The following is a 15439-nucleotide window of genomic DNA, read 5'->3' on the forward strand; positions in this document are numbered from 1 at the left end:
ACTTTATTCCTCCCAGTTAATTAAACCTTTTTTCTTCATATTTTTCATGATTCTTCGTTCAATTTTCCGATTAAAGCGCGTCACTAATCCGTCCGTTTGTGCTACCGGTACAACTAAAATTGTATGAAGTCCTACTCGATTTCCACCAAGCACGTCAGTCAGTAACTGATCTCCAATTACTACAACTTCCTCTGCCTGCAGATGCATCTCTTGTATCGCACGCTTAAACGCTCGGACAAATGGTTTACGTGCACTATGAATAAATGGAATACCTAATGGATCAGCAAAATCTTTTACACGTTGCTCATTATTATTTGAAACGACCGTTACTTGGATGCCTTGCTCTTTCATTTTTAAGAACCATTCTTCAAGTTGCGGCGTTGCATTTGGACGATCCCATTCAATTAAAGTGTTATCTAAATCAGTAATAACGCCTTTAATTCCACGTTTTTTCAAATCTTCTGGTTGAACATGATATACATTTTTCACATATTCATTCGGTAAAAATAGCTTCAATTTCTTTCACCTCTTTGAGGATTTTTCATAAAATTTTTCGACAACATTTTTCGATATATAACCTGTGGATAAAATTGTACACATTTTCCACATTAATTTTTCAGTTAATTTGGAATTTACTAACATTCTATACACACCTTATCCACCTAGGTATGTGGATAACCACTCGTTTGTGACTGTCATATTTTTTTGGTACATTAAATGCATCAACGAATCAATCCTTATATTATTAGGAGGTGACTCACCTTGAAAACAAAACATATGGAACAGTTATCTACTGAGTTACTCACTGAGTCTTATTATAAAGCAAAAGAACTAAAATTAAATCCCGACTTCATTTTACTTATAAAACAAGAAATTATTAGACGCTCATTAGAGGACAAGCTTGTCAAATCTTCTTGATTACATATAAAGCGAAACTTTAATCATCCCGTACCAATCAAACAGTTACGGGATAAATGATTGGATGACCTGTAAAAAGAGCCATCCTACGATGGCTCTCGAATAAACAAGTACTCCCATCTAGGGGATTTCATCATTAAGTATCTTTGCCCATAACTCTTACTTACGGTTATAAAAACTTTTCTTTATTTGTGAGTTAATCGAGTAGCAATTTTTTCACCCAGACGAAGCTCTTGTCCACTCTTCAATTCCTGCACTACTTCTATCATATCTTTTTCAAACAATAACACAACTGTTGAACCAAATGTAAAGTATGCCATTTCTTCACCTTTTTGAACAGTATCTCTTTCATGCAAAAGCTCAATACTATTAACAAACATAGCACCTACTTTTACAAGAGCCATATGCTCGCTATCACTGCTTACTTCTGTAACAGAACGATAATTTTTTGACAACGGTTCTTTCCCGTATTCCATACCAGCTGCATTTACCGGATATGATTTTCTACCGAGTACAAATCTTTCAGTCACAGAACCAGAAAGCGGACTATGAATGCGATGATAATGACTTGGACTCAAATAAATTACCATATATGTACCGCCTGCATATCGCGTTGCACGTTCTTCATTACCTAGCATATCCACAATTGAATAACGCTTACCTTTAATATCAAATGTCTTTGTGTCCTCAATAGGACCATGATCTGCAAAAACACCATCAACAGGACTAACGATACTCGATGCATCTGTATCAATACTACGCATTCCTTCTTTTAGCTTACGCGTAAATAAATCATGCAATGTTCTATATTCCTTCAAGCCCTTTTCCATCTCATCTTGATTAATTTGAAAAACTTTCGCATACGATGGAATAATGATAGAGCTCAAACGAGATTGTGCAAATTTACGTAATATATAAGAAGTAAAGCGACCATTTGTAAGTTCTATCATAAGTCGATATAATGTACGTCGCAAATTGCGAAACCTCCTAATCAGTCTATAACTTTAGTTTTCCCTTCTTTTCTTTCTATATCATATGTAAAATTGGTTCTTATTCCCACATATCATATAAAGCAGCCTTATTATACATGCAGAAAACTAAGTATGGTATTATTCTTAAATTATTTAGCACCTTCTAATATTACAGATAGAATCCGCCATTTTCAACAGTGAACATGTATTTCTTCTTAGCATAACGCGTTTTCTTTTCTTATTTACAAAAAAAAGCAGCCTATTTTAAAATACGGCTGCTTTTAATACACTTTATTCTTTCGCTTTTTTCTCTTTCTCTGCCCTTACAAACTCGTGGAACATTTTCATTAAGGCACGCTTTTCAATTCGTGATACGTAGCTTCTAGAAATGCCAAGCGCCTTAGCGATTTCCCGCTGTGTTTTCTCTTTATCAAGCCCAAGTCCAAAACGTTTCACAATCACTTCTTTTTCTCTTTCGTCTAAAATATCGATATACTCTTTAATTTTTTCTAACTCCATACTAAGCTGAATCATATCAATTACATCTTCAGACTCTGATTTTAATATATCAATAAGCGATATTTCATTCCCCTCTTTATCTTGCCCAATCGGATCATGAAGTGAAACATCTTTTTTCGTTTTCTTTAGTACACGTAAATGCATCAAAATTTCATTTTCAATACAGCGTGCTGCATACGTCGCAAGCTTTGTTCCCTTTCCTGCGGAATAGCTCTCGATCGCTTTAATAAGCCCAATCGTACCAATTGAAATTAAATCTTCTGCATCTTCTCCTGTGTTCTCAAATTTTTTAACGATATGAGCTACAAGCCGTAAATTATGTTCAATTAAAAGATTTCTCGCTTGAGCATCACCTTGCTCCATTAACTCTAAGTACTTTCTCTCATCATCTGATGATAACGGCTGCGGGAACGCATTGTTCTTCACATAAGAAACAAAGACAAACACTTCTCGAACCATATATCCAATTGCGGCGAATAGACTCAAACCTTTCACCTCCGCCAAAATAGTGGTCTTTATTATGTGTATGTGGGCGTGAGGTTGTTTGTGTCTGTACAGTTTATTTATAAAAACCAACACTTCCAATATTTAAAATATTTTATTGTTATATTATAATTATATAAAATTGTTATTTATATATGAATATGCTATTAAAGGGGACACTATTCATGCTTACATTAGATCGATTATTAAATGTAACAATTTATTTAGGGGTATTTTTACTTTTCATTTCGTTCATTACTTTTGTTATTAAGAGAGGGCCTGATTTATTATTTTTTCAATTTGGAATTTCTTTGTTTTTTGGAGCTCAAATTATAATTGGAATGAAATTTTTTCATAATTATGGTTTCTCCTTTCATTCAAAACTAGAACTACTTATCTTTATTTTCTATGTAATTGGATTTATTACATGTATACTACTGTTCTTTCACTTTCAAAATCCCTATCGAATTTTTTTATTAATTTGTAGTTTTTTATTTTTAACTGGATCCAATTATTACTTTAAAGAAACATTAAATTTTAGTAAAAAAACTCCAAAGCAACTTAAAACTTTTTTAAGTACACAAGAAGACTCTTTTCCAAAAGAAGTCCACAAATTTTCAAAGGATTACAATAACATAATAAGGAATGATTTTTATGAAATACCGATGATTCCTACTGAATTACAGATTACAAGCAAAAAAGATTCTTCCCATAGTACATCTTTCTTAGTCGAACTTTATAATAGCGAGAATGAAATTACTGATGACTCTGTACAATTAACTCCATCAGACCGTTTTTATATACTGTTAAATACACAAAAAACAAAAATATCAAAAATAGTATATGAAGGGCAAAATTTTTTCACATTAACAGTCACACTAAAGGCTCTTAATTTACAGCAAGAACCAGAAATTCATAATATGTTTTTAGAAATAGATAAACGTAGAGCGATGAATCTTCTTAATTTTGAAATTAAATCCCATACTAAAGAATGGAAAGTAATATTTAAAAGTGATAGTTCTTCTTCCCATCTTCCTATCACATTTACTTTTGAAAAACGAACAGACAAATTATAATAATAAAAAGAGTTATTTTTATATTCTTTGAAAAATAACTCTTTTTATTTTACTTACTCCAAATCTTTCTCTCAGTTTGGGCATCAATATAACGAATTTCCCGACTACAATCAAAAGGTTCTTTATGTTTTTCATCTGTCGTTTGTTTGTACAGTAGTTTGTATTTCGTTTCCTCTGCATCATGATCTAAAAACCATTCTAATTTAACTCGGATAGCCTCTCTGTATATTTCTAACGCTTTTTCTTTATTACTTTTGGTGTTGTTTCATATGTAAGTACTTCTTTTATAAAGTCGCTAGATTCCCCCGAGTAGTGCATAACAGCACCATTTTCTGCATTGATGTTGATCATAATATTTTTCCGCTCTACATGAATGTCATTTACATACATTGAAAAGGAAAACCGCTCTATCCCCTCTTCCTCCTCATAATTATCCCAAAGTTGAACATACTTTGTTGCATCTGGGATAGTATGCTCTAAAAATTGAAGTGCTTTGCTTAAACATTGCTCTCTTGATAAGATTGTTTTCCTTTTTTTCTCATCCTTCCACATAAAAAAAGAAAGCAATTGATTTGTTTCTTTATCTAGAGTAATTACAACGAATTCATCATGCTTCAACATTGGAAAATGTTTTTTATAAAACTCATCCATTGAATATGAATCCTTCTCTTCTATTTCTTTTTGTAATTCTTCTTTTAATACAAATTTTATCCGGACTTCATCCTCATCTACTTTTTCATCTATTTTGACAAACTTCCCCTTGTCCCAATCAAATAAATCAAACACATCTTTTTTTTGACTACTCTTTAGCGGTTTATCAACAAGTACTGTAGAAGGTAATTTATAGTGTTCTGGCCCATATAAATCTTTACCTGTACTGGCATCAATAAACGCATGACTAGGCTCTGGTTCATATACAAGATGGTACCCTGTTACTTCTCCACCGTTTTCATACTCACATGAAGAGTATGTTAAATCTACAAATACAAGTCTCATATTTTGTCTAGCTTTCAAATTTTCTAAAACGATATTCTCCCCAACAATTTCACTTGGCCATAACGGTTTTTTCTCTATGGCTTTTTGTCCATTGTAATGAAAATGCACAACATTACCTGAAGGGTGCACTCGCACAACACACCCTGTATTCGGCAAAGGATAGCTATTCACCGCTTGCATATAATTTACTTCTTTCCAACCGCGCCTGTCGTCCTTAACCGTTACATATGTATAGAATTCATATCCTTCTTTTGTATATTTTTTTAAGAATGTATTTGCAACCTCTCTTGCTTTATTCTCCTCTATCGCTCCCTTATCACTCGAAAAAGAATTTCCATCATCTATCCTAAATTCAATTAAATTACCAGTATGTCTATTTAATGTAATTTGTATCTGTTTCTCCTCATCATCTTTATGTCCCCACCATAATAGATGATACGGGTCATCAACCCCTTCTTGATCATCTACAACAAGCCTATATTCATCTGGAATTTCAATAATATGAGCTACGTGCTCTTTTCTTTCTTTATCTTTTTGATTCACCATGCTCTCTCCTTTGTTACAATTTAAGGTAATTATAACAAAGAAAACCAAAACTTATTAACAAAAAAAGACTAGAGATATCTCTAGTCTTCTACTTCGTCTCACGATGTAACGTTACTCGCTTTAATCGTGGACAATATTTTTTTAGTTCGATGCGTTCTGGATTGTTTCGTTTATTTTTTTTAGAAATATAATTACGATCACCGCACTCCGTACAAGCTAATGTAATATTTACACGCATAGGTAATTCTCCTTTCTTTCAAAGATCGCAAACTAAAACGTAATGATTACGATTTATATATTATAAAACTTCATTCTATTTGTCAATTGCAAAACAAGAAGATTCCATTTAGAATCCCCTTGTTTTTATAGTTAAATAAATTTTATTAAAACGATTCGTATGTAACAAACTCACTAATCGGCTTTCGATACCCTCGTGGGCGAGTTTGAGTCTTATCACTTTTTCCTATCGTAATCATTAAAACAGGTACTATATGCTCGGGCATATTTAATTCACTTTGTACTGCTTTTTCATCGAAACCAATCATTGGACATGTATCATAGCCATAATATTTAGCTGCGTACATAAAAGTCATCGCGCTTAACGAAGCATTTCTAATCGCTTCATCCTCCATGAAACGCTCTCCTTTTCCTTCATATAACCCTTTCGTTTGCCTAATTGTATCTTCATATTCGCATTCATCAATCATCTTTAAAACTTTCATACCGAAGTAAATATTTTCAACATTTTGGTATGCTTTTTTATCACCACAAACGAGCACTACCGCTGATGCACTCGATACTTTATATTGACCAAAAGCTAATTCTTTTAATCTTTCTTTTCGCTCTTGATCACGAATTACAACATAATGTGTGTGCTGCAAATTATAGCAAGATGGAGAAAGCTTAGTTAACTCAAATATTTTTTTAAAATCCTCATTAGGGATTTCTATACCTTGTATAAATTTCATTGCAGAACGTCTAGCAATTGCTAATTCTTCAAAGTTCACCATATATCCTCCTTAATAACTATAAATTTAAATATACATTAATTTATACAAATAGATAAATCAAATGAAAACACTTTAAATCCGAATAATAATTATGATTAACAGCAAAAAAGACAAAAAGCTGAAACAATTAGTTCATACGAAATTCACACGAATCTATTACTATAGAAACTGTACATAGTGAACTTATTAACAATCAAGTTTATTTATATAGAATCTTACTCGAAAGGAGTTGAAAGTATGAAAACTAAATATCGCTTTATGATCTCATCATTTGCTGCTTGTGCTTATATGATTTGGTATTTAGTATAATAACAACCTCACTTGTAAATAGGAAAAGGTGTGTATATAAATGGAATATAATCAATCAACAGTTAACTACTGGAAAGCTTTTGTATTACCATATACATTTGCTTTAGAAGAGTTAAAAACTAAATTTGAAATTATGAACCGGGAAGCTCAATTTCTAGAGGATTACAACCCGTTTGAACATATAAAAACAAGACTAAAACAACCTGAAAGTATTATTAAAAAACTAGAGCGCAAAAGCTTGTTACCAACAGTTGAAAACGCTCAAACACATTTACAAGATATTATTGGTATCCGTATTACATGTTGCTTCGTAGAAGATATCTATCATTTGAAAGAAGTCATTCAAAAACGCGAAGATATGGAAGTCATAGAAGTAAAAGATTATATCGCTAACCCAAAGGGAAACGGCTATAAAAGTTTACACATGATTATTAAATACCCTTTATCACTAAATTCTGGTACAAAAGATGTATTTGCAGAAATTCAGTTACGTACACTGGCGATGGACTTTTGGGCAAGTTTAGAGCACAAACTTTATTATAAATATGAAGGGAAAATACCGGAGTATTTAAAAGATGAACTACATGATGCAGCAATGAAAGCTGAAGATCTTGATAACAAAATGGCCACAATTCGTCAAGATATTGATGATATTGAGGCATGCTCAAATCAAATTATGCTACCACTATAAAAAAAGGTTCTCGCCAATGAGAACCTTTTTTTATACCATTTTTGGGAAGTACGACTCCCACACTTATTAAAGTTTCACGTTATTTTTTCTCTATCGTGCGAACCTCTTCAATCTTCCATTTCTCATCTTCTTTTCCAAGAGCATACTGTACTTTCTTTTGAAGAGTGACACTATCGTCTACTTCCTTTTCTTTCGTTTCAACAATAACATACCCTACTTTACTAGCTTTCATATCTATATGTTCCAATTCAATCTTCTTATTTCCCTTTTGAAATGCGGCTTCTTTTTGTGTTTTTAAGTCTTCAGCACTAGGCATCTTCTTTGAAAATAACTCCATATGTTCTGCAAGATTTTTTTCATTCGTCGTTCGCACAAATGTATTAATAACATCTTGAATAGATTGCTCTTCTGCTTTTGTTATTTGTGCCTTTTCCTCAGTTTTTTTAGTAGTAGATTTTTGTTCTACATTATTCTCTTCTTGTTGACATCCAACTAGTAATACTACAAATACTAGAAGGAATCTTAATTTCCTAAATAATTTTTTCATATTTCCAACTCCTAAAAAGAAAAGTGAGGCATTTGCCTCACTTTCACTCTTAATTAACGTCTTCCTTTATTCGGATCGCCGCCGCCAACAATATCAAAGACACGTTTCGCTATATTTGTATTCTCTTGAACGCCTGAGAATAAGTATTTACCTGGACCAAATGCATACACATTCACATCTTCCCCCGTATGTCCACCAGTTGTCCAGCCTGTAACCGAGCGCTTATTGAAAATATCTTCAATTGCATTATCAATCTTTGTTACATCTTTTGACGGAGCTATATCATTTACAGCTTGAATTTCTTCTGGAGTTAATTGTAAATCAATATACTTTTTCAATGTTTCTTCTACATTTGCACCTTTTGCAATCTCATTTGCCATAAAGTCTGGTGTGCGTTTTGCAGCTTTAATTGGATCTACTTTAAAGTTATACTCACCATTTGCACCTAAAGATAATCCACCTGTAGCGTGGTCTGCCGTTGCAACAACTAACGTATTTTTATCTTTTTTCGCAAACTCAATCGCTGCTTTGAAAGCTTTTTCGAAGTCTTCCATTTCACTCATTGCACCAACAATATCATTATCATGTCCAGCCCAGTCGATTTGACTTCCTTCCACCATTAAGAAGAAACCATTTTTATTTTTGTTCAAACGCTCAATTGCTGCATTAGTCATTTCTTCTAATGAAGGTGTTTTCTCATTACGGTCAATCATTTTATCTAATCCACCTGGTGCAAATAAACCAAGAATTTGATCATTTTTATCATTTAACAATTGATCTCGATCCGTTACATAGCTATAACCAGATTTCTTAAACTCTTCTGTAAGATTACGATCTTTTCTAACAAAGTTCTTTACGCCGCCGCCAAGCATAACATCTACTTTATGCTTCCCTTTAATTTTCTCATCAAAATAATCATTGGCAATTGCGTCCATATTTTTACGGCTAATGTCATGCGCACCGAAAGCAGCTGGTGTTGCATGTGTAATTTCAGAAGTTGCAACGAGTCCCGTTGATTTCCCTTTTTCTTTCGCTTGCTCAAGAACTGTTTTCACTTCCGCTTTATCATTATCAACTGCAATTGCAGCATTATATGTTTTAATCCCTGCTGACATAGCTGTTGCTGCCGATGCAGAGTCTGTAATATTTTCATGTTCATCTTCTGGATATGTTTTTTGTGTTCCTACAAGATGCTTATCAAATTCTGTAGATTCCATTTCAAAGGTTTTTGGATTATCTTTCATATAACGGTGAGCCGTCATATATGAAGGGCCCATACCATCCCCAATTAATACGATAACATTTTTAATCTTTGCATTGCTTCCGTTCTCATCTGCATTAACCTCACTAGAACGAGTAAAATTCCATGTTGCTACCGAAGTAACTGCTAATGATGCCACAACTGCAAATGGCCATGCTTTTTTCACAAACTTTTTCACTGTCTTGTCCCCCTAATTAGGTTATTCATTTCCCACTATCAAATTTAATGGAAGACTATTAAGAGAAAATTAGCTGTATGTAAATTTTTTGTTAACTTATGTAAATATCAGTTATAATTTGTATAACTTTGTCTTTTCGTATCAACCATCCCGCCCTTTACAATTTAAATATAAACAAGTTGGATTTCATTTAACGTAAATCTCTTTTTTTACATTTTGACTCTATTTTTATGAAATTAAATAGAAATGCGGTGAGCCTTTATGAAAATAGTAAAGCTAAATGAGTCTTTTATTTTTGAATTACTTAATCTTTGCAAATCTGTTGGATGGTTACACGATGAAATTTTTATGAAAAAACAATTCGAAATGTATCTTTCTATCGGCACACTTGTAGGTTATATTCATGAAAACAAACTCATTGCGACTGGAGGAGTATTTCCCTTTACGAGTAACTTCGCTTCCATTGGTATGTTAATCGTTCACCCTAATTTTCAAGGACGAGGAATAGGGCGCATGTTGCTAAATCATTGCTTGGAACAAATTCATCCAAAACAACCAATTGCACTTATTGCGACAAAAGCTGGCGAACCTCTATACATATCATGTGGATTTCAAACAGCAACAACGATTCATCGTTTTGAAAAGCAAACTATTAAGACGTACCCTTCTCACTTGCAACAAGTACGAGAAGAAGACCTTATATCTCTTACTTCTCTCGATCAAATTGCAACTGGTGTGAATCGTTCTCTACTTTACTCTTTGCTATTACCAAGGGCCATACACTCTTTTAAAATTGAAAGAAATAACCGTATAGAAGCTTTTTCATTATGCATACAAAAGGGCAATATATTATGTATCAATCCACTTATCGCCAAGCAAGAAGAAGATGCTATTCAATTATTAAAAAAGATATGTGAATGTTGGAATGGTATAGTACGAATTGATGTCCCACACTCACGATTTACATTTCGTAAATTTCTTCAAACAGAAAATTTCCAAGAAACGCTCCTTTCACCTCTTATGATAAAAAATGGTAGCCAACTTCCTGGAAATCGTAATATGCTATTTGCTATGATAGATACAGCGTTATGTTAGAAAGGAGACACCTAATTGAAGCGATTTAGCTATGTTATGGTAGGTTGTCTTACTCTTACACTATTAGTAGGATGTAGTGCAGCAGAAAAGCCAGTAGAACAAGTAAAGCAAGTTAAAAATACAATTACAGCGAAACTAGCTACCGAAGAAAAAATGGTAGAAATAGATGGTCAAACCATTTACTTTAAAAAGATTGGTAATGAAAAACCACCTTTACTTATGATTCATGGCTTTGGAGGGTCATCAGATGGTTTTCAAAAGATTTACTCCGATTTAGCAAAAGATCATACAATTATTTCTGTAGATGCTTTAGGATTCGGGCGCTCATCTAAGCCAATGGATTTTTATTATTCTTTTCCAACTCATGCAAATTTGTATTATAAATTAATGAAAAAACTAGGGTATGATTCATTCGCAATACTGGGGCATTCCATGGGGGGAGAAATTTCTCTAAATTTAACATATTTATATCCTGAAGCAGTTACTCACCTTATTTTAACTGATGCTACAGGTGGCCCTCATACATTTGTTAATAAACAAGGCTCACCAAAACCACAATTGCCGACTGATTTAAATGCCGTTTCTTCTATTACTGATTATGATGAGAGCAAAGTGAAATTCAAACGTAACGATGAAGAGCATTATAACAAAATGAAACTATGGCCTAGACGTCTTAAAATTAATGCGAATGAAATGAAACAGCCAACTTTAATTATATGGGGCAGAAATGATAGTAGCGTTTCTTGGAAAGAAGGAGAAACGTATCATCAATTCTTAAAAAATAGCACTTTGCATATTATTGAAAAAGGATATCATGCACCATTTCGCCAAGAACCACGAGAATTTGTCGGGTATGTACAAGACTTCTTTAAGAACAATCCGATCAAAGTTGAAAAATAACATAAACGGGTATCTCATTTTGAGATACCCGTTTTCATATATTAAGCAGCTTGCTTTTGGCGTTTTGGCGTTTTTGATCCTAATACTTTCGGGATAACGAAGCCATCCATTCCAAATTTCCCAGCGTTCATACCGGCAACAAGAACAAACATAGATAAGATAACCATCTCAGGGTTCACACCAATTGACCCACTAAACATATAGGAAAAGTTCATTACAAGACCAAAAAAGACCGCTGTTTTTGTTAAACAGCCTACAATTAAACCAATTCCGACTAAAATTTCTCCCCATGTTACAAGTGTATTAAACAAATCTACATTTGGAATTGCAAATTCTTGTAAGAATGATGCCCACCAAGATTGAACAGCCGGTTGTGCGCCTTTAGATTTTTCAATTGCGCCTTGCAAATAACCTGTTGCATCGAATCCTTTTCCTTGTAGTTTACCGATTCCAGCCATTAACCATGTGTAACCAAGATATACTCGAATTACTGCTAATACAAAAGAAACTGCTTTGTTTTCTCTTAAAAATTGAATAACCATATCTTCCTCCTAAAGTTGTAATTAAGTTAGTTACAGTTAATATAATAACATTAGTTACTTATTTTTCAAACGTTATTTATGAATAATTCATGACATGTGTATGAAACATTAAAAACTAACGTTTATATAGTAACTTTTATTACCTGTAAAAACTTGAACATATCATACCACAGGTGATAATCATTTTCATTGAAAAAAATGTAAAAAAATTGTGAGTTAAATGTGAAACACATTTATTCGAATATAGAATAAACGTGTTTCACACTAATTATAGAATCGAAATGTATGTGTCTCCTCATCAATTAAACTCGCTTCTTGAAACGCTTCTTCTAACGTTTTCCCATGGTTAATAACCCCATAAAATAAGCGTATAGTAAACATAAGTGCTGCATTTCCATCTACATAATCAATCGATCCAATATATGATTTCGCACCACTATGTAAAAAAGATTTTGCAAGATTTTGCTCCCCTAATGTGCACCCGCTATTTACAATATGTGTATTATGCAATTTTGCATATTTATAAATTTCTGCTGTACCAAAATACCCTCTCGGTTCATCTTGTTCATATACTTCTTCGCTTAACTCTTCCATGACAAACTTCCCTTCTTCACCATGAAAGCAAAAAATAATATAACTAATATCGTTAAATAAGTTCTTTCCAGAAAGAACTTCCACAAAATCTTTCGGTCTACCAATCCAATATGTCACAACTCTTGCACCAAAATACTCAAGAGATGCTCGTATTGATTGCGCCTCTAAATCCGAATTAAAACCAACTACTAATGCAATATTCAACAAACAACCTCCATCCTATAATCAGCCCTTATCAATCAGACTTTTATGGGATAAATCCATTTCATATATACCTGTTTCTTTCAAAAAATCTGATCTAGTTAAAACGACTTTCTGTAAATATTGCCTATATGCTGTAATTGTTCCATCGTGAGATACAATGCAAATTCTTTCCGCACCCAGTTCATAACACCAAAGAAGAAATTCATCTACTATTTGCTGAAAACTATTCTCTGAAATAGTGTTTATACCTTCCTTCCATAACTGATTATTTGAGCTTTTCTCTATCGAAAAATGCGGAAATAACTTTGTTATCATTCCCTGCTCTACTATATAATCGCACGGTAATGTTCTCGCTTCTTCTCGATAAGGAAAAATACGCGGAGATACATATGGATGGACGATTTTTTGACAAGCTACTTTCGCACTCCATATTGTCGCCGTTTGTAAAGTTCTAAGTGTAGGACTAACAATTAATATGTCCGTTTCCTGCAATGGTACATCGCATTGAATTAAATTAGCCTGATTCCTTCCTTCATCCGTCAATGGCGGATGCAGCACTTGTAAACTTGATGGCAAATCCCTTGTATGTTCCCCTTCCCCGTGCCGAACAAAGACAATTTTCATCCCCTTCCTCCTCTCATTATGAAATCCTCTTACATATTTCTTCCCTATCTCATACTTTATTCCTGCTATATGAAAAACCGATATGTAAAAAAAATTTGACATACACAATTGGAAAACATTACAATCATTTATGTAAAATACTTTTTACAAGGGAGAGGGGAATCACAAATATGAAATGGATAATCATCTTAATTGGAATGATTATATGGGGATATATAAACGGCTTCTTTAGTAGTGATAAAACTACTAATCCCTGGATTACAGATGATGAACGTGAAACAAAAATTAAACAGAAGGCCATTATTGCAAGCTGGTCTGGTGTTTTCATGTTTTGTATCATTAACCTCTTAAACAAATGGTTAGGTGTAGGAACGAGCAATACATCACCTTACTTACCAGACCCTGTTAAAAGAAAATGTAGAGGTACAAGTTTTACTTATGTTATTCATTACGTATGGACTATTTTACGTATACTACCGACGAAAGCTAAGCGCTTAATTTTCATCTCATGATTATCCTCCTAAATGGTTATAGTAACTAGGACACAATGAAAAAAGGAGAGATATAAAAATGAGTAACTCAAATGACTTTTTAGATACTTTACATGAAAAACAAGCAAAAGATGAACAAAATAGAAAGCGCCAAGGGAACGGAAACCCAGCGAAAAAAAAGCCAAATAAAACACATAAATAACAGTAAAAAACTGCCTAAAACGATATTTTAGGCAGTTTTTTATTCTTCTTTCACCGAGATAACATTTTCCCAATTCCATTTCTCATAATACCACTCTGGTACATCTACATTTTCAATCCACTTCTTTTCATGTTTTCCATCACTATGAGCTATCCATATATCAGCTTTCTTACGATCTGAACGTATCCATATTAATTGATTGCTCTTCTTCATGAAAATTGGATGATAATCGCCTTGCTTATTAGATGACTTTGTAATTTGATATTGTTTATCGCTTGTGCTATTTATCTCATATAAAGATGGGAATGGCCTTTTTTCTGGCAGAGTTTCAAACCCTCCCTCTTTTGCTCGTGAAACGATAATTACATTATCGTTCTTCCATGTAAAATCCCAATCCACATATCCTTTCGGCGTAAATGTTTGCTGCTGGAGTGCTGGCAGTTCTTTTATTTTTAAATGTTTATTCTCTAATGCAACTCTCCCGCTTCCTTCAATATAAGCCAATATATTTTTGGATGGCGCCCATTTGAACCATTCTGTATTTAATAGCATTTGATCTACTATTTCAAACCGACTGCCGTCTGCTCGAACTAAGCAAAGCGTATTACTATCAGCTGACCATGAAGCTGTCGGTACCGCTAAAAATGAAATCCACTTTTGATCTGGTGACCACTTAAAGCCACTTGCTACTAGCGCTAGAAAATCATCATGTTCATTTGGCAATGCATACAAATGCTTCATTTTGTGAGGATTCATATGTGCATCTTTTTGCACTTCATATAGCTGAGCCCCTGTCCATCCTGTTGGAAGTAAGTGCGCTTCTGAGGATACAAGAAAGTTCTTTCCATCGGGGTACCATGCATAATCCCCTACACCAGCCGATACATTTTCAAAATCTGCATTCTTTTTTTCTACATCAAATGTATTTAATGTACCTGTAAATATAAATGCAATTATATTTTCTGTTGGTGACCATTGATAATTCGATGCTTCTGAGTGAAACGGCGTAACTTTCTTTCCGTCTTTCAGCCGATATAACTCAAGCATACTTTGTTTCTTTCCTTTTACATATGCCAGCCACTCTCCATCATATGACCACTTCGGCCCTGTTATGTACTCTCCTTTTGTAATTTGTATTTCTTTTCCATCAACTTTTATCCAAAGATTATGATGACGAATAAAAGCAACTTTCACATTATTATTTTCTGCGCTCGTGATAGTGATAGAACATAAAAACATAAACAACACTACACTACCACTTACTATTAGCCTCTTCATACCA

17 protein-coding genes and 2 pseudogenes are annotated in these 15439 nt (G+C 33.5%); 7 read left to right on the plus strand and 12 right to left on the minus strand.

What is annotated here, in order from left to right:
* Window positions 1-3 precede the first annotated feature (3 nt).
* Window positions 4-516, minus strand: coding sequence for a YqeG family HAD IIIA-type phosphatase (locus tag AC241_RS21510; protein ID WP_000765307.1), 513 nt, complete (start codon window positions 514-516; stop codon window positions 4-6).
* 246 nt (window positions 517-762) lie between these two features.
* Here AC241_RS21510 and sda point away from each other — a divergent pair, with 246 nt between their 5' ends.
* Window positions 763-918 carry a sporulation histidine kinase inhibitor Sda gene (sda, locus tag AC241_RS21515; protein ID WP_000850094.1) on the plus strand — a complete coding sequence of 52 codons (156 nt, stop codon included), beginning with the start codon at window positions 763-765 and terminating at the stop codon, window positions 916-918.
* A 185-nt stretch (window positions 919-1103) separates the two neighbouring features.
* Here sda and AC241_RS21520 read toward each other — a convergent pair whose 3' ends face one another.
* A complete protein-coding gene (locus AC241_RS21520) occupies window positions 1104-1892 on the minus strand; it encodes a phosphatidylserine decarboxylase (RefSeq protein WP_029443329.1) in 789 nt (262 codons plus the stop codon).
* A gap of 288 nt (window positions 1893-2180) precedes the next feature.
* A complete protein-coding gene (gene sigK / locus AC241_RS21525; protein ID WP_000051382.1) occupies window positions 2181-2894 on the minus strand; it encodes an RNA polymerase sporulation sigma factor SigK in 714 nt (237 codons plus the stop codon).
* A gap of 152 nt (window positions 2895-3046) precedes the next feature.
* On the opposite strand from sigK, the gene AC241_RS21530 reads away from it, so the two are divergent.
* Window positions 3047-3967, plus strand: coding sequence for a hypothetical protein (locus tag AC241_RS21530; RefSeq protein ID WP_080990838.1), 921 nt, complete (start codon window positions 3047-3049; stop codon window positions 3965-3967).
* 49 nt (window positions 3968-4016) lie between these two features.
* Here the strand turns inward: AC241_RS21530 and AC241_RS21535 are convergent.
* The 3 genes and pseudogenes from AC241_RS21535 to AC241_RS21545 all read right to left on the minus strand — a co-directional run bounded on the left by AC241_RS21535 (window position 4017) and on the right by AC241_RS21545 (window position 6519).
* A pseudogene (locus AC241_RS21535) lies at window positions 4017-5509 on the minus strand (YcdB/YcdC domain-containing protein).
* An 88-nt stretch (window positions 5510-5597) separates the two neighbouring features.
* A complete protein-coding gene (gene rpmG / locus AC241_RS21540) occupies window positions 5598-5747 on the minus strand; it encodes a 50S ribosomal protein L33 (RefSeq protein ID WP_001265617.1) in 150 nt (49 codons plus the stop codon).
* A 145-nt stretch (window positions 5748-5892) separates the two neighbouring features.
* Complete coding sequence (locus AC241_RS21545) at window positions 5893-6519, minus strand: nitroreductase family protein (protein ID WP_043936231.1); 627 nt, start codon at window positions 6517-6519, stop codon at window positions 5893-5895.
* Between the two features lie 349 nt (window positions 6520-6868).
* Here AC241_RS21545 and AC241_RS21550 point away from each other — a divergent pair, with 349 nt between their 5' ends.
* A complete protein-coding gene (locus tag AC241_RS21550; RefSeq protein ID WP_016080240.1) occupies window positions 6869-7519 on the plus strand; it encodes a GTP pyrophosphokinase in 651 nt (216 codons plus the stop codon).
* A gap of 79 nt (window positions 7520-7598) precedes the next feature.
* On the opposite strand, the gene AC241_RS21555 is transcribed toward AC241_RS21550, so the two are convergent.
* Both AC241_RS21555 and AC241_RS21560 read right to left on the minus strand, forming a co-directional pair.
* Window positions 7599-8066, minus strand: coding sequence for a hypothetical protein (locus tag AC241_RS21555; RefSeq protein ID WP_043936226.1), 468 nt, complete (start codon window positions 8064-8066; stop codon window positions 7599-7601).
* A gap of 53 nt (window positions 8067-8119) precedes the next feature.
* Entirely contained in the window at window positions 8120-9505 is a 1386-nt protein-coding gene (locus AC241_RS21560) for an alkaline phosphatase (protein WP_000714912.1), read from the minus strand.
* Window positions 9506-9766: 261 nt separating this feature from the next.
* Here AC241_RS21560 and AC241_RS21565 point away from each other — a divergent pair, with 261 nt between their 5' ends.
* Both AC241_RS21565 and AC241_RS21570 read left to right on the plus strand, forming a co-directional pair.
* Window positions 9767-10600: a GNAT family N-acetyltransferase gene (locus tag AC241_RS21565; RefSeq protein ID WP_043936223.1), complete on the plus strand. Its 834-nt coding sequence runs from the start codon at window positions 9767-9769 to the stop codon at window positions 10598-10600.
* Between the two features lie 15 nt (window positions 10601-10615).
* Entirely contained in the window at window positions 10616-11500 is an 885-nt protein-coding gene (locus tag AC241_RS21570) for an alpha/beta fold hydrolase (protein ID WP_016080237.1), read from the plus strand.
* A 41-nt stretch (window positions 11501-11541) separates the two neighbouring features.
* Here AC241_RS21570 and AC241_RS21575 read toward each other — a convergent pair whose 3' ends face one another.
* The 3 genes from AC241_RS21575 to AC241_RS21585 all read right to left on the minus strand — a co-directional run bounded on the left by AC241_RS21575 (window position 11542) and on the right by AC241_RS21585 (window position 13464).
* Window positions 11542-12042 carry a DoxX family protein gene (locus tag AC241_RS21575; RefSeq protein WP_016080236.1) on the minus strand — a complete coding sequence of 167 codons (501 nt, stop codon included), beginning with the start codon at window positions 12040-12042 and terminating at the stop codon, window positions 11542-11544.
* Window positions 12043-12306: 264 nt separating this feature from the next.
* Window positions 12307-12843, minus strand: a complete 537-nt coding sequence (locus tag AC241_RS21580; RefSeq protein ID WP_043936220.1) for a delta-aminolevulinic acid dehydratase — start codon at window positions 12841-12843, stop codon at window positions 12307-12309.
* A gap of 18 nt (window positions 12844-12861) precedes the next feature.
* Window positions 12862-13464 carry a histidine phosphatase family protein gene (locus tag AC241_RS21585; RefSeq protein ID WP_016080234.1) on the minus strand — a complete coding sequence of 201 codons (603 nt, stop codon included), beginning with the start codon at window positions 13462-13464 and terminating at the stop codon, window positions 12862-12864.
* A 170-nt stretch (window positions 13465-13634) separates the two neighbouring features.
* Between AC241_RS21585 and AC241_RS21590 the strand changes: the two are divergent.
* Both AC241_RS21590 and AC241_RS21595 read left to right on the plus strand, forming a co-directional pair.
* Window positions 13635-13962, plus strand: a pseudogene (locus tag AC241_RS21590) (phosphoglycerate mutase).
* 72 nt (window positions 13963-14034) lie between these two features.
* A complete protein-coding gene (locus tag AC241_RS21595) occupies window positions 14035-14157 on the plus strand; it encodes a DUF4023 domain-containing protein (RefSeq protein WP_000071861.1) in 123 nt (40 codons plus the stop codon).
* 39 nt (window positions 14158-14196) lie between these two features.
* On the opposite strand, the gene AC241_RS21600 is transcribed toward AC241_RS21595, so the two are convergent.
* Window positions 14197-15435: a TolB family protein gene (locus tag AC241_RS21600; protein WP_050844537.1), complete on the minus strand. Its 1239-nt coding sequence runs from the start codon at window positions 15433-15435 to the stop codon at window positions 14197-14199.
* Window positions 15436-15439 lie beyond the last annotated feature (4 nt).

Origin of the sequence: Bacillus thuringiensis (genome assembly GCF_001182785.1) — a bacterium.
GTDB lineage: Bacteria > Bacillota > Bacilli > Bacillales > Bacillaceae_G > Bacillus_A > Bacillus_A thuringiensis_S.

What these genes read in the sequence shown, in the direction of transcription:
- AC241_RS21550 (WP_016080240.1), top strand. Translation starts at nt 6,869, where the DNA reads ATGGAATATAATCAATCAACAGTTAACTACTGGAAAGCTTTTGTATTA.
- AC241_RS21555 (WP_043936226.1), bottom strand. Translation starts at nt 8,066, where the DNA reads ATGAAAAAATTATTTAGGAAATTAAGATTCCTTCTAGTATTTGTAGTA.
- AC241_RS21585 (WP_016080234.1), bottom strand. Translation starts at nt 13,464, where the DNA reads ATGAAAATTGTCTTTGTTCGGCACGGGGAAGGGGAACATACAAGGGAT.
- AC241_RS21530 (WP_080990838.1), top strand. Translation starts at nt 3,047, where the DNA reads ATGAATATGCTATTAAAGGGGACACTATTCATGCTTACATTAGATCGA.
- AC241_RS21600 (WP_050844537.1), bottom strand. Translation starts at nt 15,435, where the DNA reads ATGAAGAGGCTAATAGTAAGTGGTAGTGTAGTGTTGTTTATGTTTTTA.
- AC241_RS21595 (WP_000071861.1), top strand. Translation starts at nt 14,035, where the DNA reads ATGAGTAACTCAAATGACTTTTTAGATACTTTACATGAAAAACAAGCA.
- rpmG (WP_001265617.1), bottom strand. Translation starts at nt 5,747, where the DNA reads ATGCGTGTAAATATTACATTAGCTTGTACGGAGTGCGGTGATCGTAAT.
- AC241_RS21545 (WP_043936231.1), bottom strand. Translation starts at nt 6,519, where the DNA reads ATGGTGAACTTTGAAGAATTAGCAATTGCTAGACGTTCTGCAATGAAA.
- AC241_RS21565 (WP_043936223.1), top strand. Translation starts at nt 9,767, where the DNA reads ATGAAAATAGTAAAGCTAAATGAGTCTTTTATTTTTGAATTACTTAAT.
- AC241_RS21575 (WP_016080236.1), bottom strand. Translation starts at nt 12,042, where the DNA reads ATGGTTATTCAATTTTTAAGAGAAAACAAAGCAGTTTCTTTTGTATTA.